We start from the raw sequence: 17,340 nt of genomic DNA, 5'->3' as shown, positions 1-17,340 counted from the left end.
ATTAATCTACTTTCCCTGTTAAGTAATAAATCGCAATTTGTGTGCGATGTTCAAGTCCAGTTTTCCCTAAAACTGACGTAATATAATTTGCAATTGTTCCCTCAGATATAAAAAGCTGTTTCGAAATTTCTTTATTTGAGAAACCTTTTGCAATTAATGCGATAATACTAAGCTCCCTTTCTGTGAAAAGACTCTTATCAATTTTACATTCTTCCTCTTTACTTTCCATTAAATTAGACTTAATTTTATCGAGGACAACATCTTGCATAACAGTTTGACCGTTATATACTCCTTTTATCGCATCACGAATCCGCTCCGGATCGTTATTTTTTAATAAATAACCTTTAGCTCCGTTTTTTACTGCATCCAAAATATATTCATCATCATCAAACGTCGTTAAAATAAGCGGTTTTGTTTTCGTCTCTTCACAAATGAATTTCGTCGCCTCTACTCCGTTCATATTTGGCATGCGAACATCTAATAGAGCGATATCAACGTCGTTCTTTTTGCAATACTCCACTGCTTCCTTCCCATCATTTACTGTATCTACTACTTCAAACTCTTCGTATGTATTTAAAATAATTTTCATGCCCTCTCTAATAAAAGAGTTATCATCTGCTATCAATATTGTAATTTTCATGTTTGTTAGTATGGACCTTCCTCCTACTAACATTCACATCCTTTCTACGTGTAACATTTCCCACTTGCTCATTATATACTTCTCTTTACCATTTTTTCACACCTTTTTTCATCTAGCTCTCCTACAAAAAATATATTATTCTTTTTTTATAAAATGTGTAGGGTGACTTATCATTCTTTACGTCTATATAATAGAATGCGTCAAAAAGGAGGGAGAGACCCATTGAGGAAAAACAATTAATTGAAAAAGCACAACAAGGAAGCGAACATGCTTTTCGTATCCTTGTGCAAACATATCGTCATTATATTTTCCAAGTTATCTTTTCTATTTTAAGACATGAAGAAGATGCGAAAGATGTTACACAAGAAGTATTCGTAAAAATTCACGCCTCTCTCCCTAATTATCAATTTCGCGGATTAAAAACGTGGATGGCGCGTATTGCCACCAATCACGCTATTGATTATAAGAGGAAGAAAGCTAGAGAAAACGAAGAACTCTCCTTATGTAAAGAAACTGAAGGAAATATAAAATCCTCTCATAATATTGAGGATTTATTATTGACGAAAGAGCAAAAATTACTCATCGCTCAAAAACTGAGAGAACTTCCGGAAAATTACCGTGACGTCGTTCTCGCACATTACTTAGAAGAAAAAAGCTATCAAGAAATTGCTTTACAGGAAAACATCGAAGTGAAAACAGTTGAAATGAAACTGTATCGGGCACGAAAATGGATTAAAAAACATTGGAAGGAGGAAGAGTTTCTATGATGCATTATTCAAAAGAAGATTGGCGCAATTATACATTAGATTTTATAGAAAGCAATGAACGTGAATCTATGGAAGAACATCTTTACGAATGTGATCATTGTTTAACACTTTATATGGAAAGTATTGATGAACAACATGAAAACCTTCCAATGATAAATGATGATTCATTTACGAACGAAGTTATGACGCAAATTAATTTTGAAACGCTACAACCTAATGAAAATATAAAAACAAACTCACTAAAACGCACAATTATTCACTACATAATTGCGACTGCAGCTACAATTATTTTTATGGTAAGTGGTTTATTCCAATATATTTTTACAGCGACATCAAATTTCGAGAAATCTTCAAAACATAACGAGTCTTCTATCTCACAACAAATTGTAAACAAATCGGTAGATACATCAAAAAAGGACGGAGGTTTAAAGCATGAATAAAAACCCCTTTTTAGCACTTGTATTAGGGCTAATTCCTGGGCTTGGACATTTATACTTAAAAAAGCTAGGACGGTTTATTTTATATAGCGGAGGATCTTTATTTCTATTCTCCTTTGCAGTATTCTGTACCATAGTAGTAAGAGAACGTGATATTGCTTTTCTTTCTCTATTTTTACTAGCTGTTCTATGGGTAATTAACTTACTAGATTTAGTTATCACCATTATAAAACAAACGAAAAAACAAGAAGCTGGAGAATTGATAAATTCCTCTAAAGAGAGCGAACGATTTTATATCATTCTCCTATCTATCATCCCTGGACTTGGCCATTTCCAATTAGGACTTATGCAACGTGGTCTTACGTTTTTAGTAGCTTGCACAGGAATCGGAAGTATGATTATTTTCGTTGCACTTTTAACATCGCAAGAAAGTTTTCTTATCTTCCTTATTACATTACCTGTTTTATGGATTTACAATTTCTTCGATGTTGTTCAGCAACTCCAGAAAAAAGAACGTGGCGAGCAACTAGATGATCGTACTATTTTCGAAGAGTTTGAAGAACATCGAGAGCAAGGAAAGAAAAGTAAAACATTTGCTTCTATTTTAGCGATGTTCCCTGGAGCAGGTCATATGTATTTAGGTTTACAACGCCGTGGTCTTCAGCTTATGGCAGCCTTTTTACTATCTATTTATTTACTCGACTTATTAAGACTTTCTGCGTTTTTATTTTTAGTACCAATCATTTGGTTCTATAGCTTTTTTGATGCGTTACAGCAAACAGCAAAATACGGAAAAGAACGAGTACAAGACGAACCCATTATCGATTATTTTATAAATCATCAAAGATGGATTGGTATCGGATTAATTACACTCGGTGGTTATTATTTATTAAATCAAACAGTCCTTCCTATTTTGAATGATTATTTTGTAACTATATTTAATATTCATCTTAGTGAACTATATTATCGCTATTTCCAGACATCTATCGTTGCACTCCTTTTAATTGGCGGCGGCTTTAAATTGTTACTTGGAAATAAAGAAAACAAAGGTGGGACAAGCGAATGAGGACTTGGCGTGTTGGAACATTCTCAATGGGGCTTTCTATTATATCGTTAGGATGCTTTTTACTATTTTCAGTCGTAAAAGGAATTCAAGTATTAGATACACTAACTGCATGGTGGCCAGTTTTACTTATCATACTTGGAGCTGAAGTTTTACTATACCTTCTATTTTCTAAGAAGGAACAATCATTTATTAAATATGATATTTTTAGTATTTTCTTTATCGGTGTTTTAGGAAGCGTCGGAATTGCTTTTTACTGTTTATTATCAACTGGATTACTAGAAGAAGTTCGTCACTCTATTAACACAACGAGGCAAACGAGTAATATTCCCGACGGACAATTTGATATACCTGAATCTATCAAAAAAATCGTAGTAGATGCAGGTCATCAGCCTCTAACGATAGAGGGAAATAATACAAATCAAATTCACCTTTTGGGAACTTATGAAATGACGACGAAAGCAAATGAAAAACTCAATTTAAAACAAGATGATTTCCTTTCAGTTCAAACGGCTGGAGAAACGATGTATATCACTTTAAAATTATTACCTGTTCAGCATACGTTATTTAATTCAGCACCACAGGTGAAACCAACGCTTGTTCTTCCGCAAAATAAAAATGTGGAAATCCGTGCTTCAAATAACGAACTATCTCTTTATCCAGGTCAATTACAAAATAATTGGTTTGTACAGGAAAGCTCAAGAGTGTCTGTCCATCTTGCACAAGAGAGTGATGTATCTTTAACAGCAGTAACAAATCAAAAAGAAACACATGGAAGCACACCTTGGGAACAAGTAGAAGATTTAACGAAAAACGAAAATACTTCTTCAGAAGAACATCCAGAATTAAACAACCAAGAACATTGGTATAAAAATTCGATTAAAACTGGAAATGGGACGTACAAGTTAAATATTGAGAAAGCTTATAATTTGAATATGAGTGTTCTCGAAAAATAAAAAACCTTCCGCAATTGCGGAAGGTTTTTCTCATATAATCGCTTTAATTCCTTCTAACACTAATCCAATCATAAATCCGCAAACCGCCCCGTTTACTCGGATCCACTGTAAATCTTTACCGACATTATTTTCAATCATTTCGATTAACGTTTTATCATCTAACTTATCAAGATTTTCTTGTACAAGCTTACCGATTTTCGAATGGTTCTTTTCCACAAGTGTAACAACTTGCTTTTGTAACCACTCCTCTATTTTTTGAACAGTTTGTTCATCTTCTTTTATTTTGTTCATTTGTTTTTGTAAAAATGGAATAACATATTTATCAGCAAATTCTTCATTATTTACAAAAGCAACTGCTCTTTGTTGTACTTGCTCTAGCATCTCTTTTATTTTGTCAGTAGCATTCCAATTCGCAATCCACTTTTCTTTCCAATTTTCTAATTCCTGTAATAAGGCTTCATTTTCTTTTACATTGATAATTTCTTGACGAATCTTCGCTAATATAAGTTGTCTTGTGCTATTATCAGCCTCTTGTAAGCTGTTAATATTACTAATGATAAACTTCTGCAAAATGCCGCCAATTTTATCTTCATCTACAATATTCATAAATGATTTCAAAGTAAACTGCAAGAATCCATCTACTTTTATATTTTCCATCGCCTTCATACCTAAGCTACCGAGCTGGTAACGAGCTTCATCTTGCGCTGTCCAATCTTTTACCTTCACCAATATGTAATCAAGTGTCTTTTCATCATATTCTTGCACAACTAATTGATCAACAAGCACTTGTAAAATGTTACTTGTATTAATTGTATGCAAATATGTTTTTAATTCTTTTTCAATAATAACAGCTAACTTTTCTGTATCTATTGTAACAATTGCTTTCTCTGCAATCGTTACAATCCCCTTTTTCACAGCATCAGACTGCATTTCTCTCTCAGCAATTTGCAGTACCATTTGTGCTAACTGCATCTCTTTTACTTTATTCGTAATACTTTCTTTCGTCAGCCATTCATTTTCTAACGTATGAATGAGTCCTTTCGTTACCCGTTTACGGTTTTTAGGTAACAAAGCTGTATGCGGAATTGGTATTCCCATCGGATGACGGAATAAAGCTGTAACCGCGAACCAATCCGCAAGTCCACCAACCAATCCAGCTTCAAATCCACCTTGTATAATCTCTCCAGCTACCGTTCCTTGAAAAGGGATAGAAGCCGCAAAGCCGACACCCATAACCCCAAGCGAAATACCCGCTATATATTTAGTCTGTAATGACATCGTATACACATCCTCTTATTATGTAAAATAAAGCTTTTTTGTTGTATTTATTCAATATTAGTTATCCTTTATATATACTATAAAGAACTATTGTGAAAATAACAAAGATTTTTATGTACATGAAAAAATGAGGCTACAACTAGCCTCATTTTTCTTATATCGTTAATTCCAAACCTTTCCTATAATATTCATCCATTATATCTTTTGGAACCATACTTCCACCCGTTCCCCACACAATATGAGTACCTTTTTTCACCTTCTCTGTTAACTGTAGCTTTTGTAAATACTCATCTTCTTTACATACTTTCACTGGCCCTATCATACCTGCTAGTGCAGAAGGCTCTAAATAAATATTCTCCGTATCAGCTAGCTCTTTTAACAATCTATATAACTCTTCATCGCTTACTGTGTAATTCCCACTCAAAAATGGTTCCATCGTTTTACCGACAAATCCAGATGGCCTTCCTACCGCAAGTCCATCCGCATCTGTTACATTATCAATTCCGATATCTTGAACGGAAATTTTGTCATGAAGGCCTGTCATTAAGCCGAGTAACATACAAGGAGAATGTGTTGGCTCTGCAAAGTAACAATGAACATTATCTTTATACAATAACTTTAAACCGAATGCTACTCCGCCAGGTCCTCCTCCTACTCCGCACGGAAGATAAACAAATAAAGGATGATTTTCATCTACTACAACCTCTAACTCTTCTAATTGCTTTTGTAATCGTGATGCTGCTACTGCGTATCCTAAAAATAAATCATGCGAGTTTTCATCGTCTACAAAATAACAGCTAGGATCCGCATCCGCTTGTCTTCTTCCTTCTTCTACTGCTTTGCTATAATCATCTTCATATTCAATAACGTTTACACCTTTACTTCTTAATAAATCTTTCTTCCATTCTTTTGCATCTGCTGACATATGAACAGTTACATTAAAACCTAGATTCGCACTCATAATCCCTATGCTAAGTCCTAAATTCCCTGTAGAACCTACTGCAATTGAATATTTCGAGAAAAACTCTCTACATGTATCACTATCTAAAACGGAATAATTATCTTCTTCTGTTACCATTCCGTGCTGCAATGCTAGTTGCTCAGCATGTTTCAACACTTCATAAATGCCGCCCCTAGCTTTAATTGATCCTGATATTGGAAGATGACTATCACATTTTAATAATAATTCTCCTAAAATAGGTTGCTCATATTTTCTCTCTAAAGCTTCTTTCATAGAAGGTATTTTCACTAAAGGTGATTCGATTATGCCGTTCGCCCCTTTCGTTTCAGGAAAAACTTTCGCAATATATGGTGCAAAACGCTTTAATCTCTCTTCCGCATCTTTTACATTCTCTTCATTAAGTGGTGAATCTTTTATTGCTGTTTCATACTTTTCTATGTTTGGATTTATCCAAAATACTTCTTCTGTTGCAATAAGCTTATTCACTAATGGAGATTCTGCTTGTAATGCCCCTATTTCTTTCATTTTGTTTCCTCCTTATATCCTTGTAGCTCACCATACAATAAATTATAATTAAATTAATTTTAATATAGTTTAACACAAATAATCCCATTAGGTTAATTTTAATTTAATTTATTTAAATATAATTTAATAATTATTAAGGAGATTTTCATTATGGAAAATATAGATATTGGTAAAAAAATTGAAAAACAAAGAAAAGAAAAGGGTTTAACTAGTAAAGAACTAGCAAAGATGGCCGATATTACACCATCAATGTTAAGTCAAATTGAGCGCGGGTCCGCTAACCCTTCTATCCAAACATTAAAAGTGCTTGCTAAAGCTCTTGATGTGCCAACATTTAGCTTTTTACTTGAAGATACAAATACAGACGATTTAATTGTACGTTCCCATAAACGAAAGAAAATGATTATTGATAATTTATCATATGAAATGCTTTCACCTGATTTCACTGGAAATTTAGCAACAGCAATTATGACCGTCCCGCCTAATACAGCTTCATCAGAAAATGTGCTAGAACATAAAGGAGAAGAATTAGCATTTGTCTTAGATGGGAAAATCACATTATATTTAAATGAGGAAGAATACGTATTAGAAACTGGCGACAGTGTAAAAATACCTGCTTATTTAAAGCATAAATGGGTGAATCATTTTGAAAAAAACGCGATAGTCTTATTTTCTGTTACTCCGCCGATTTTTTAATATATCAATAAAAACAGGATGATTCTTATAAAATGAGGATTATCCTGTTTTTATTAAATAAGAAAGTGAAATTTTTGTTAAAAACTTAACAGTTGGACCCAATCCGAACAATCCTCCTAAAAACATATTTACAAGTAAAACTATCCCTCCCATTGATGCTAACGTATCATGAGTCAGATTCATCCCACCACTACCAGAGGCACTTGTAATATTCACATAAAAATAAGAAAAATGTAAAAATTAATTAATTTTTCAGAATTTCGTTGAAAAATATGGTAAAATCACTCTTATACTTCTTCTATTTTGCTATTATAGAAATAATTAAATTAGGATACTTTTATCGAATGGGGGAATATATAATGAGTGTGTTATTAAAAGGGCATGAACAGATTGTCAACGAATTAAATATTTTATATCAAGTAATGGTAGCGGAGCAATTAATTGAAGCGAAACAATTAAAAGAAAAAATAGAGAAACAGATTAATAAAATTGAAGCTGATCAAAATCTATCGCTTTACTACTCCCTACTAAACTTTAAATATAAGGTCCTAACCGATTGGACAAACATTAAATATGATACTTTTAGTCAAATTGTTCGTTTAGACAATCCAATAACTGAAGACTTTATTACTTATTATTATCACTTTTTTAAAGCTGAACATGCTACCATTATTGGAAATTATGATGAAGCAAAAAAAGAATACGAAAAAGCTGAATCCCTTTTAAAACATGTACCAGGCGAACTAGAAGAAGCTGAATATAAATATAAATTCGCTATATTTAATCACCATACAAACAAACCACTTACAGCAATCAATTATGCAAATCAAGCTAAAGAGATTTTCTCAAAATATCCACGTTATGAAATTAAAATAGCTCTATGCGAAAACATTTTAGGCTCATGTTCTGTTTATTTAAAACAATTCGAACAAGCCGAAGAGAACTATAATTCAGCAATCAATATTTTACAAAAGCTGAAAGACGATACACTAATCTTAAAAGTTCGAAATAACTTAGGTTGGCTCTACTCTTCTCAAAACCTATCAACCCTTGCTATTAGACATCTTACAATAGTTACAAACAAATTACCTAAACACCTAAAAGCCAATTTTCTACAAGCCAAAGAACATTTTAGTTTAAATGAAAAAGAACTTGCAAACGATTGGGTTCAAAAAGGCTTAGAAATTTGTAATGAATTAAATAATCAAGAATATAAACACCATTTCACTATCTTAAAAACACAACACACTGGTATTCTAGACGACTTAGAAAACGCAATTATTGCAGGCACTACATATTTTAACAGTAAAGAATTATATGATTATGTACAAGAATATTACGAATTATTAGCAGTAGAATTTCATAAAGTGAATAAAATAGAGAAATCTCAAAAATATTTTTTCAAAACTTACGAAGCAAAACAAAAATTATTAACTAAGGAGGCACTAAGATAATGAAAAAGATTAGTTTAGCTATTTTAACCTTTACATGCATACTTGCTTTTGGATTTAATAATTTTACTGAAAGTCAACAAGCAAAACAACTTCCAAAATGGGATACAGATAAACAAGAAACACATGCAGACCTATAGAAACCTAAAAACCCCTAATAAAGGGGTTTTTAGATTTCTACAATATAATGATTTAGCATATGATGAAGAAATATGCTTATAAAAGATAGCCATATACTCTCTGTACATGGCTATCTTTTATTTTTTCGGCACCAACAAAATCCCTAAACTAATAATACAAAAGCTCATTATTTGCTCTGCTGATAGACCAAACAGAACCGAATTTTGTTCACTAACAAGCGAAATAATAATATGAGCAAACCCCTCAATAATTAGAAAAACACTTATATTCTTTCCATTTCCGAGCCTTTCATTTTTCATCCATAACAAGCCCATTATACAAAGAGCAAGGCTGATCTCATATACGAAAATAGGGTGATATAAAAGTTTAGATTCATATATTTTCATTCCCCATGGTAGTGTCGTTTGTGCACCTACTTCATGATGTAATAGAAAATAAAAGATAATACTCACACACAGACCAAAAGGCAATGCATCAAGTAAAATACGAAGCGAAAATTGCTCCTTTTTACTTTTCCAAACAATGTATACACTCGCAATCACGCATCCTACTACAATATGTTGCATACTTCCAACAGCTAATATTGCTTGCACTGGCGCCCCAAAGGCCCATACAGGATTTAAAATTGATGGTGCAAACTTCCATACAAATACGATGATAAGAAAAGCATTTGTTACGGCATCCATCATTTTTTCATATGATACATTTTGATGCCTCATCTTTCGTTTCATCAACACAAATCCAAATAGACTTCCAATTATAAGAGATATGGGTTGTAACCTCACGATCCACTCCATCGTCACGAAATCTCCTTTTAATTCTCAATCAATTTCTTAAATTTCTTTTCTAATTGATCTGGTGGTAATACACCTCGTACATGATCTACTATAATTCCATCTTTATTAACAAAAAATGTCGTCGGTAAAGAGAATACTTTATAATCTAGTCCAGCTACTCCGTCCATATCTAATAGAACAGGAAACTCAAACCCATAGCGATTAGCAAATGCGCTTGCTTCTTGTACTGGGTCACTAACAGTTGCATTCACCGCAAAAATTTCAACATCCTTTTTATATTTATCATACATATGAACTAAATCAGGTGCCTCCATTTCACACGGCCCACACCATGATGCCCAAAAATTAATAATATATGGTTTTCCCTTAGCATCATTTAACGACTGCAACTTTCCGTCTAATCCTTTTAATGTGATGCTAGGTGCTTTAAAACCGACTTGTGGTAATACTTCTTTCTCCTGTAACTCTGCTTGCTTTGCTTTTCTTTCCTTTTCTTCTTTCTTTGAATTATAAAAGTTAACCCCCGCCCAAACGAGAGCACCTACTAGTATAATAGCAATTAGTTTCTTCACTTTTCTTCCTCCTCATTTTTAAAAACCTGTAAATCCACCGAATAGACGAATAAAGAATGCTGTAATTTTCGTCATTTGATTTGTATACAATAAAATACCCGTTACAATCATCATTCCACCGCCAATTTTCATCATGACATTGGCATATGTAACAATCCATTTTACCTTCCCAATAAAGAATGCCATCACGAAAAATGGAACCGCAAACCCAAGAGTATACGCTGTAATATAAAGAAGTGCCCCTTCAGGATTCGTCGCGCCAAGCATGAGTACAGCTGAAAATATCGGTCCAACACATGGCGTCCAACCCGCTGCATATGTCATACCGACTAAAATCGAGCGAATAAATCCAGTAGATTTACTTTTATACTGCACCTTTTTCTCTGCCATAAGCCACTTAGGCTGAAACAACCCCGTCATAAATAGCCCCATTAAAACAATAAAAATCCCACCAATTTGTTGAATCAATTTTTGGTTAGATGAAAATGTTATTCCAATCCAACTTACCGATAAACCTAACGCGTAAAATATAACCGAAAATCCGATCATAAAAAATACTGTATGTATAATCGCTGATTTTTGCATAATCCCACGATTTTCTTTTAAATCTTGAATAGACACACCTGTAATATAAGATAAATAAGATGGATATAGCGGTAAAGAGCACGGTGATATAAATGACAATACTCCCGCCCCAGCCACAAGCCAAATTGTTAAATCTGCTGCATTCATTTTATTCCCCCTGAAACACTACAACGAGTAGTGTTTATTCTAAAAAAAAGAGGCTATATGCACTCTCCGACAATAAGTACAACCGACATACAGAATAAACCTACTGTTACATATACCGAATTCGTATGTAACGGAATAGTAAGCTTAACAACCTTTTCATTTAACACTTGCTCGATTCGTAAATTTATTGCTGTTTTTGCAAATAAAGCTGTAACGCATCGATTTTCCATTGTCTTTATTTTAATTAATTTTAATAACGCGCTACCTAACTCAAGTGAGGATTCCATTTTTTGCATCGCATATTTATCAGCAGCTAGTTCCTGATACGTATGATATCGCTGTAACAACCCTTTTAATATTGGTATGTACATCATTCCTTCTGCTAATAGCGTAAAACAAAATAATTTTAGCGGATCCCAATTCTTTTGATGATATTCTTCATGGAAAATAATTGCATCCATTTCTTCATCTGAAAATGTTTGAAGCATCCCTTCTGACATGACAACTTTCGGACGAAATAGCCCAATTGTAAATGCCGCAACTTCCGTAGTCGGCAATATATATATTTGTTTTCCTTTTCGGATGAAAGGGATAAGTACTTTTTGTAATTTTTTACTATAGAAAAATTGTCGCCAAATTCTTTTGCACACGATTAATACAGTAAGTAATAATAATCCAGCGATTATTATACGAATCAGCGATAATTCTTTCATATGTTTTTCTAACTGGAACAAGCAAAATTTTGAAAGAAGGAACATCTTATTTTGAAACAGAAATGGATATGTAACGTAATACAGTAACAAGCTGAAAAAGAGGGTACTAACAATTACTGCTAACAATACGATTTTACGCATTTGCCATTTCATTTCATTAATCCTCTTTTTTTAACTGACTCAATTTGTCTTCTAACTTTTTTATTAAAGTCGGATCAGCCTGCTCTAACTCATCTAACATATGATTTACAACTAAATCTCCAAATTCCCCCATCAATTCCTGTGTCATTTTCTTCGTTTGATTGGATAAGAATTCTTCTTTCGTTTGTACAGCACGATATATGCCACTTCTTTTCACAGTCTGTTTTTCTAAGTGTAATTTCTCTACTAACCTGTTCATAACTGTCATAACAGTGTTAAAATTCACAGGTGATTCTTCACTTAATTTCTGCTGCACTTCTTTAATCGTAATACCATCGCTAGACCAAACAATCTCCATAATTTTTGCTTCAAGCGGTCCAAAGAAATGATTTAACCCGTGCTCATTTAACTTATAGTTTTGAGTAAACATTGTACAACTCCTTTCACACTACGAATTGTAGTATAAATTAAATGAAAGGTCAAACGTAAATGATATATACGAAAATTAACTACCTATAAATACATAGGCTATTCCATTCATTTTAAACCTAATTTTTCTCCAAATGTATCAAAAAGGTACTGCTCTAATATTTGTACACTAAACTTCTCATTACGCCCAAGGGCAAATAATTCCCGATCTTTCGCTACGATAGTATCTAACGGAATAACTACATTATCCACTATTTTTACAATTTCGATTATATTACTTTTCACATTCACTTCTGTTTTAAATTCAACGTTTTCTAACACTATATGTGAACGTCTTCCTGATGCAAAAAAAGTAAAATTAGGATTTTTAACAACGCCAATTTCAGTCTCTAACGCATATAAATAGTGAAAAATTACATCTCTATGTCCATCTTTTATTATTTTTTCATCCTTCTCATCGTCTAAGTATTCTTTCAGCTTCGTTGTAAATTCAAATCGAAAATCCACTTTTTTCACGCTCCTTCTTTGTATTTCATATTAAATAAATATATTAAAATAATTTTACCATATTGTAATAAAACTTCCTATTAAAAGTAAAAACTGTTTTAGAAAATCGCTATTATTTCCGATACCCTTTTAAAATATAAGTATGAATTCAATATGAATGAATGCGTCATTATATCTATTTAAACATATTTTTTCCATATTTTGAAACATTAGTATGAAATATTATATATCAATGAATGGTTTCTAATGCATTGGTATATATAGTCAGTAGTTTCTTTACTATTCCGATATACTTAAGCTATATTTTCTAATTATTGATTACATTACGGAAGGAATGTAACTCTCTTCTATCGAATTTTTATATAACAAAAATGATTAGGTGGTGCTTTACTATGAAATTAGCTGTCATTGGTGGCGGTGATTTACAAGATTCAAATCACTTGCCTATTAATGAACGCCTTATAGAATTAACAAATAAACAGTACCCAAAAATATTGTTTATTCCAACGGCTAGTCATGATGATGAAAGCTATATAAAATTATTTTTAGACACGTTTGAAAAACAATTACATTGCGAAGTACAAATTTTACGTACTACAACAGATTCACCTTCTAAGTATGAAATAGACGAGATGATTCATTCAGCCGATTTAATTTATCTAGGTGGCGGGAACTATATTCACATGCTTACGCAATGGAAAGAACATAGACTCGATGAAAAATTATTATTGGCTCTGCAACAAGGAACACTTATTGCTGGTTATAGCGCTGGTGCTATGTGTTGGTTCACGTCTAGTATCCGATCAGATTATGAAGGTTCTGGTTATATAGAAAGTAACGGATGGGGGATTGTTAATAAAAGATTTTGTCCACATTATAATCAATTAAACAGAATGAACGCCTTCCATTCCTTTTTACAAAATCATCAAGGGAATATAGAAGGAATTGCACTCGAGGATAATTGCGCTTTATATATTACAGAAGAATCCTTTGAGATTATCGGTGAACCGGAAAAAGCGTGGGAGTTTTATATGAGTGATAAAACACTCATTAGACAACATTTTGATATAACTTTAAAAAGCTATTTATAAACCTGAACTTACGAAAAAATGTCCCTAAGTCTAATAACTTAGGGACATTTTTCTATTTAACTAACTAATCGTGTAATTCGTTTCTTTTGCCATGAAAGCTTATAATATGCATACTGTAATATTAAGCTGACAATAAATGCTGCTGGATACCCGATCCAAATGCCTTCTATTCCAAGACTTGTATGGTAAGAAAGATAATATGCTACGGGTACTTCTACAAGCCAAATTGAAACAACTCCAATAACAGTTGGCCAAAGTACTGTACCGCTCGCTCGCATTGTCGCACTAATAATTTGTGCATGACCGAAAATTAAATAACTCCATAACGTAATCATAACTAAGCTATGAGCAATTTCAATTGTAGTTTGACTCGTTAAAAATAGTGATAAGATGTCTCTTGAGAATAAGTAAATAAGAGATATTAACACACCACCGATGACGTAGTTCATAATAATTCCAGCCTTCACAACTTTCTGCAATCGATCAAATTGATTCGCACCAATCGATTGTGCCGCAAAAATGGAAACTGTAATACCAAGGCTAACTGCTGGCATTTGTACATAACTTGCAACTTGATTCACAACGCCGTAAGCAGCTGTTGCATCCGAACCGTAACGATTTACAAATGCGATTACGGCAATCTCAGATAATGATACTAATATCATATTTATACTTGCTGGTATACCGAGCCTTAGCAATAACTTTAATAACTCCCCATCCATTCGAAGGTATTTTCTAACCGTGCCATCTAGTTGTAATGGGTGATTTTTCTTCTTTAAATACACCAGCATGACAATAAACGTAATAACTGTAGATATAACAGAGGCATAGGCTGCTCCATACACATCTAATTTCGGAGCTCCTAACCATCCAAAAATAAAAATCGGTAATAAGATCATATTTAGCGCTGTACTTACAATTAAAAAGTAAAATGGCGTTTTAGAATCTCCTGTACCTCTCATAAATGTTGTGTATGCGAAATATAAAAATAATACTGGCATCGATATAAATAAAATTCGTGCATAATGTACGCTTATTTCAATAATATTTTCTGGCGTTCCCATTAGACGCATAATATCCATCGCAAAAATACTGCCTATTATCGCCAACACAACTCCAATAATAAAGGTAAATGTCAGCGTCGTACCAACGATAGCTTTTAAACGATCTTCGTTCTTAGCACCAAACGCCTGACCAATTAAAATAGAGCTTCCTGAACCGATACCAATTACAAATGAAACGAGTAAGAAAAATAACGGGAAGAATGCTGATATGGCCGCTAAATCATTAACTCCAAGCCATCTTCCTACTACTACCATACCAAATAATTGTCCAACTGATTGTAGTACATTACTTAATAATAACGGTACTAAAAACATCGACATCGATTTCCAAATCGGTTTACTCTCACTTTCCAACTCATGTGACTCCGCACCTTCTTTTTTGTTATCTGCAGGTGGTTTCAAATTTCATTTCTCCTTTTATTAAAAATCTATTTTCAATATCTATCTGTTTGTATAGTTGTTATAATACTGTGCTTCTATTCATTTTCTTTTCGTATGATTATAACTTCACCCAGTATTGACTTCCATCGGCTGTTCGATCTAAAAATCCATATTCAATTAAATATCTCCTTAATGTTACGAAATCAGGGTATACATTTTCTATCACTGTATTTACTTCTTTTTCAGTATACTTTTTATTACTATCAAACTTCTTTACTAAATGACGTAATATAATTAATTTACGCTTTTGTTTCTTCGGAAATTTAGAAAGAGGTCCATCTAACCCTTCTGTAAAATGAGCTTTTAATACTTCATCATTTTCTTCTTCCGTAATATTGTATCGATCATCCACCATCGTTGCTGTTCTATGAATTGGTACAAATTTCGTTTGTACTTTTGATTTTTCTTCTGATAATTCCATTAACGCTAAAAACACTTTCGCTTGTTTCATTTTCTCTCGAAGTGTAAATCGATGATTGCGAATGGTTGATGTACTTCCGCCATCCATCTCTTTTACAATTTCTTTATCATTCAGTCCCATATGGAAAAACTGAACCATTTTCTTTTGTAAATCCGTTAAACCAGTAAATTTCTTATCCATATTTAACAAATAATCAAACATAGACGTATGCTCATTTTGAATATGCAATTGGACGAACTTCTCTGCTTCATACAAAATTTGGTTATCCTGATAAATAACACCTTTAATAAATGTTTCACCACAAGCTAAGCAAATGTACTCCTCTTTTTCTTCATCAAACACATACCCTTTCTTTAATTCCTCTATTGACGCATCCCAAAACTTCTCTGAAACATCACTCATACTAAACACTCCTTTAAAATGTTTATTTAAAACCAAACAAATCAGCATAACGTTTATTATCACTTCACCATCTTATCACAACGCAAACAAACATTTCAATGTTTCGTTTACCCATTTTATAAACTTTTATAAAAACATCTAACAAAAGGGTTTAATACAACGAAAAGCGAATATGTTTATACAAATTCATTTTATAGGATGTGAAATAGAACATAAATATTCTTCAAGACCCTTAGTTTACCGTTAAACAAATCGCACAGAATACATATGCGATTAGTGAATATGGAACTGGTATTCACTCATTCCAAAACTTCAGTATTCAATTTTAACTACAAAAAAGATGTTTTCGTATAAGAAAACATCCTTTACTTTTTATATATTCTATTTACAGTCTCTACTAAAACCTTACTTGCTTGTACAAATGTATGCTTTCGATTTCTATCTTCAACAAATTTATTAGCACAACTACTCATAATCATCATACAACTAATTATGACTAACGCTATCTTTCTATTCTTGTAAGTCACTTCATGCCACTCCACTATTACAAAACTTCTTTTGAATTTATCCCATCAAGAAATTTTACATGAATAATAAAACGTGCGAATATGCAATTCTGCATATTCGCACGTTTTATTACAATGTTATGATTTAATTTAGTTAAAGAACAAGTATACCGAGGTGACTAACTTGAAGTTTAAAGCGAAAAAAAATCCATTCCACGTCATTTTCATTACATTATTTATAATTATTTTTTTCGTTTCGTTATTCTTCCAAAATGAAAATTCTATTTTTTTCACTCTCATGATGCTATTAAATATCGTGAATCTTTCTTCATTCTATTTCTCTCACTACAACGTAACGGAATCATCTCTTGTTGTAAAACACGGTTTCATACTTCGTACTGAAATCCCATTTAAAGACATTCGCCATATTAAGTACTCTGGCAAAAAACTTCGTTCAAAAAAATGGACTAGGCAACAATTAGAAATTAATTATAATTTATTTGACTCAGTGACCACTTTCGTACCACAAGAAGAAGAAAAATTCATTTCACTCTTAAAAGAGAACTGCCCACAGATGAAAGTAATGAATACGCCTGCTAACAATTAATA

At 32.7% G+C, this 17,340-nt stretch carries 22 protein-coding genes; 9 read left to right on the top strand and 13 right to left on the bottom strand.

Annotated elements, in window-relative coordinates:
* Position 1 precedes the first annotated feature (1 nt).
* Positions 2–640: a response regulator transcription factor gene (locus tag BUA87_RS00405; RefSeq protein WP_000704780.1), complete on the bottom strand. Its 639-nt coding sequence runs from the start codon at positions 638–640 to the stop codon at positions 2–4.
* A 284-nt stretch (positions 641–924) separates the two neighbouring features.
* Here BUA87_RS00405 and BUA87_RS00395 point away from each other — a divergent pair, with 284 nt between their 5' ends.
* From BUA87_RS00395 to exsE, 4 genes are read left to right on the top strand one after another with little or no spacing between them, the layout of a single operon-like run.
* Entirely contained in the window at positions 925–1,407 is a 483-nt protein-coding gene (locus BUA87_RS00395) for an RNA polymerase sigma factor (RefSeq protein ID WP_232339738.1), read from the top strand.
* A complete protein-coding gene (locus BUA87_RS00390) occupies positions 1,404–1,847 on the top strand; it encodes a hypothetical protein (RefSeq protein ID WP_065228606.1) in 444 nt (147 codons plus the stop codon). The genes BUA87_RS00395 and BUA87_RS00390 overlap by 4 nt, the downstream gene beginning before the upstream one ends.
* Positions 1,840–2,910 (top strand): hypothetical protein, encoded by a 1,071-nt coding sequence (locus tag BUA87_RS00385; RefSeq protein WP_001039116.1) that lies wholly within the window; start codon positions 1,840–1,842, stop codon positions 2,908–2,910. Before BUA87_RS00390 ends, BUA87_RS00385 begins: the two co-directional genes overlap by 8 nt.
* Positions 2,907–3,863, top strand: coding sequence for an exosporium protein ExsE (gene exsE, locus BUA87_RS00380; protein WP_071714464.1), 957 nt, complete (start codon positions 2,907–2,909; stop codon positions 3,861–3,863). Before BUA87_RS00385 ends, exsE begins: the two co-directional genes overlap by 4 nt.
* A 30-nt stretch (positions 3,864–3,893) precedes the next feature.
* Here exsE and BUA87_RS00375 read toward each other — a convergent pair whose 3' ends face one another.
* Complete coding sequence (locus BUA87_RS00375; protein WP_000058308.1) at positions 3,894–5,141, bottom strand: DUF445 domain-containing protein; 1,248 nt, start codon at positions 5,139–5,141, stop codon at positions 3,894–3,896.
* Positions 5,142–5,295: 154 nt separating this feature from the next.
* Positions 5,296–6,627, bottom strand: a complete 1,332-nt coding sequence (locus BUA87_RS00370) for a D-serine ammonia-lyase (protein ID WP_071714465.1) — start codon at positions 6,625–6,627, stop codon at positions 5,296–5,298.
* 150 nt (positions 6,628–6,777) lie between these two features.
* Between BUA87_RS00370 and BUA87_RS00365 the strand changes: the two genes are divergently transcribed.
* On the top strand, positions 6,778–7,323 hold the full coding sequence (locus BUA87_RS00365) for a helix-turn-helix domain-containing protein (RefSeq protein WP_000427637.1): 546 nt from the start codon (positions 6,778–6,780) through the stop codon (positions 7,321–7,323).
* Between the two features lie 39 nt (positions 7,324–7,362).
* On the opposite strand, the gene BUA87_RS00360 is transcribed toward BUA87_RS00365, so the two are convergent.
* Complete coding sequence (locus tag BUA87_RS00360) at positions 7,363–7,539, bottom strand: hypothetical protein (RefSeq protein WP_002025592.1); 177 nt, start codon at positions 7,537–7,539, stop codon at positions 7,363–7,365.
* Positions 7,540–7,682: 143 nt separating this feature from the next.
* Between BUA87_RS00360 and BUA87_RS00355 the strand changes: the two genes are divergently transcribed.
* Together BUA87_RS00355 and BUA87_RS31140 are read left to right on the top strand one after the other, a co-directional pair.
* On the top strand, positions 7,683–8,777 hold the full coding sequence (locus BUA87_RS00355; RefSeq protein WP_069355372.1) for a response regulator aspartate phosphatase: 1,095 nt from the start codon (positions 7,683–7,685) through the stop codon (positions 8,775–8,777).
* On the top strand, positions 8,777–8,914 hold the full coding sequence (locus tag BUA87_RS31140; protein ID WP_000724012.1) for a hypothetical protein: 138 nt from the start codon (positions 8,777–8,779) through the stop codon (positions 8,912–8,914). The genes BUA87_RS00355 and BUA87_RS31140 overlap by 1 nt, the downstream gene beginning before the upstream one ends.
* Before the next feature lie 117 nt (positions 8,915–9,031).
* Here the strand turns inward: BUA87_RS31140 and BUA87_RS00350 are convergent, their stop codons facing one another.
* The 6 genes from BUA87_RS00350 to BUA87_RS00325 form a co-directional block, all read right to left on the bottom strand.
* Positions 9,032–9,712 (bottom strand): prolipoprotein diacylglyceryl transferase family protein, encoded by a 681-nt coding sequence (locus BUA87_RS00350; RefSeq protein ID WP_069355371.1) that lies wholly within the window; start codon positions 9,710–9,712, stop codon positions 9,032–9,034.
* A 17-nt stretch (positions 9,713–9,729) separates the two neighbouring features.
* Positions 9,730–10,284 carry a TlpA family protein disulfide reductase gene (locus BUA87_RS00345; RefSeq protein WP_000733187.1) on the bottom strand — a complete coding sequence of 185 codons (555 nt, stop codon included), beginning with the start codon at positions 10,282–10,284 and terminating at the stop codon, positions 9,730–9,732.
* Positions 10,285–10,302: 18 nt separating this feature from the next.
* Entirely contained in the window at positions 10,303–11,016 is a 714-nt protein-coding gene (ccdA, locus tag BUA87_RS00340) for a cytochrome c-type biogenesis protein CcdA (RefSeq protein ID WP_071714467.1), read from the bottom strand.
* A gap of 53 nt (positions 11,017–11,069) precedes the next feature.
* On the bottom strand, positions 11,070–11,882 hold the full coding sequence (locus tag BUA87_RS00335) for a M56 family metallopeptidase (RefSeq protein ID WP_065228601.1): 813 nt from the start codon (positions 11,880–11,882) through the stop codon (positions 11,070–11,072).
* Between the two features lie 4 nt (positions 11,883–11,886).
* The gene (locus tag BUA87_RS00330; RefSeq protein WP_000495052.1) at positions 11,887–12,300 is read right to left on the bottom strand and encodes a BlaI/MecI/CopY family transcriptional regulator; all 414 of its coding nucleotides are present in this window, start codon (positions 12,298–12,300) and stop codon (positions 11,887–11,889) included.
* Between the two features lie 107 nt (positions 12,301–12,407).
* Entirely contained in the window at positions 12,408–12,806 is a 399-nt protein-coding gene (locus tag BUA87_RS00325) for a DUF3942 family protein (protein WP_000347529.1), read from the bottom strand.
* A gap of 392 nt (positions 12,807–13,198) precedes the next feature.
* Here BUA87_RS00325 and BUA87_RS00320 point away from each other — a divergent pair, with 392 nt between their 5' ends.
* Positions 13,199–13,897, top strand: coding sequence for a peptidase E (locus BUA87_RS00320; RefSeq protein WP_000762116.1), 699 nt, complete (start codon positions 13,199–13,201; stop codon positions 13,895–13,897).
* 56 nt (positions 13,898–13,953) lie between these two features.
* On the opposite strand, the gene BUA87_RS00315 is transcribed toward BUA87_RS00320, so the two are convergent.
* The 3 genes from BUA87_RS00315 to BUA87_RS31135 all read right to left on the bottom strand — a co-directional run bounded on the left by BUA87_RS00315 (position 13,954) and on the right by BUA87_RS31135 (position 16,752).
* Positions 13,954–15,363 carry an MATE family efflux transporter gene (locus tag BUA87_RS00315; RefSeq protein WP_072938166.1) on the bottom strand — a complete coding sequence of 470 codons (1,410 nt, stop codon included), beginning with the start codon at positions 15,361–15,363 and terminating at the stop codon, positions 13,954–13,956.
* Between the two features lie 97 nt (positions 15,364–15,460).
* Complete coding sequence (locus BUA87_RS00310; protein WP_065228599.1) at positions 15,461–16,225, bottom strand: DUF2087 domain-containing protein; 765 nt, start codon at positions 16,223–16,225, stop codon at positions 15,461–15,463.
* 365 nt (positions 16,226–16,590) lie between these two features.
* Positions 16,591–16,752, bottom strand: coding sequence for a hypothetical protein (locus tag BUA87_RS31135; protein ID WP_000221432.1), 162 nt, complete (start codon positions 16,750–16,752; stop codon positions 16,591–16,593).
* A gap of 163 nt (positions 16,753–16,915) precedes the next feature.
* Here BUA87_RS31135 and BUA87_RS00305 point away from each other — a divergent pair, with 163 nt between their 5' ends.
* A complete protein-coding gene (locus BUA87_RS00305; protein WP_065228598.1) occupies positions 16,916–17,338 on the top strand; it encodes a PH domain-containing protein in 423 nt (140 codons plus the stop codon).
* The last annotated feature ends 2 nt before the right edge of the window (positions 17,339–17,340 follow it).

It is taken from the genome of Bacillus sp. bc15 (genome assembly GCF_900142585.1).
Classification (GTDB): Bacteria; Bacillota; Bacilli; order Bacillales; family Bacillaceae_G; genus Bacillus_A; species Bacillus_A cereus.
This window is presented reverse-complemented; position numbering and strand designations above follow the sequence as displayed.

Coding starts and splice junctions, on each gene's coding strand:
- BUA87_RS00405 (WP_000704780.1), bottom strand. CDS start 640: ATGAAAATTACAATATTGATAGCAGATGATAACTCTTTTATTAGAGAG.
- BUA87_RS00390 (WP_065228606.1), top strand. CDS start 1,404: ATGATGCATTATTCAAAAGAAGATTGGCGCAATTATACATTAGATTTT.
- BUA87_RS00385 (WP_001039116.1), top strand. CDS start 1,840: ATGAATAAAAACCCCTTTTTAGCACTTGTATTAGGGCTAATTCCTGGG.
- exsE (WP_071714464.1), top strand. CDS start 2,907: ATGAGGACTTGGCGTGTTGGAACATTCTCAATGGGGCTTTCTATTATA.
- BUA87_RS00375 (WP_000058308.1), bottom strand. CDS start 5,141: ATGTCATTACAGACTAAATATATAGCGGGTATTTCGCTTGGGGTTATG.
- BUA87_RS00370 (WP_071714465.1), bottom strand. CDS start 6,627: ATGAAAGAAATAGGGGCATTACAAGCAGAATCTCCATTAGTGAATAAG.
- BUA87_RS00365 (WP_000427637.1), top strand. CDS start 6,778: ATGGAAAATATAGATATTGGTAAAAAAATTGAAAAACAAAGAAAAGAA.
- BUA87_RS00355 (WP_069355372.1), top strand. CDS start 7,683: ATGAGTGTGTTATTAAAAGGGCATGAACAGATTGTCAACGAATTAAAT.
- BUA87_RS31140 (WP_000724012.1), top strand. CDS start 8,777: ATGAAAAAGATTAGTTTAGCTATTTTAACCTTTACATGCATACTTGCT.
- BUA87_RS00350 (WP_069355371.1), bottom strand. CDS start 9,712: ATGGAGTGGATCGTGAGGTTACAACCCATATCTCTTATAATTGGAAGT.
- ccdA (WP_071714467.1), bottom strand. CDS start 11,016: ATGAATGCAGCAGATTTAACAATTTGGCTTGTGGCTGGGGCGGGAGTA.
- BUA87_RS00335 (WP_065228601.1), bottom strand. CDS start 11,882: ATGAAATGGCAAATGCGTAAAATCGTATTGTTAGCAGTAATTGTTAGT.
- BUA87_RS00330 (WP_000495052.1), bottom strand. CDS start 12,300: ATGTTTACTCAAAACTATAAGTTAAATGAGCACGGGTTAAATCATTTC.
- BUA87_RS00320 (WP_000762116.1), top strand. CDS start 13,199: ATGAAATTAGCTGTCATTGGTGGCGGTGATTTACAAGATTCAAATCAC.
- BUA87_RS00310 (WP_065228599.1), bottom strand. CDS start 16,225: ATGAGTGATGTTTCAGAGAAGTTTTGGGATGCGTCAATAGAGGAATTA.